Annotated in this window: 1 protein-coding gene and 1 pseudogene; both read left to right on the forward strand. The window is 39.8% G+C overall.

Features of this window, described 5'->3' with window-relative positions:
• Nucleotides 1-189 (forward strand): annotated as a pseudogene (locus H5187_RS24100) (IS3 family transposase); the annotation flags it as partial.
• Between the two features lie 45 nt (nucleotides 190-234).
• Nucleotides 235-352 (forward strand): winged helix-turn-helix transcriptional regulator (locus H5187_RS24105; protein WP_182798528.1); only part of this gene is annotated, 118 nt, incomplete at its 3' end.

Consider the following 352-nt stretch of genomic DNA (forward strand, 5'->3'; position numbering starts at 1 on the left):
ATAAAATTTGTCACGCCAAATCAGCGTCATTCAGGTTTAGATAAAGAGATATTAGCCAAGCGTCAGCAGGTAAACGACGCAGCTAAATTGAATAACCCAAGTCGTTGGTCAGGAAAGTCACGAGACTGGTCAATGATAAATGAAGTAAATTTAAACCCTGAGAAAAAAGAAGAAATGCGGGTGGCATAAAATTTAACTTGAGGCGACAACTAACTTGAAAAACTCCGTTTACGGCTGAAATATTCAGCAAAATTATCCCATCGAGAGATTGCCAGAAGCTTAAATATCTCCCCTGGCACTGTGGCTAATTACGTTAAAAAGGCCAATGAGTTAGGGTTAAACCAATGGCCGT

This window comes from Pseudoalteromonas sp. SG44-1 (assembly GCF_014164315.1).
Lineage (GTDB): Bacteria > Pseudomonadota > Gammaproteobacteria > Enterobacterales > Alteromonadaceae > Pseudoalteromonas > Pseudoalteromonas rhizosphaerae.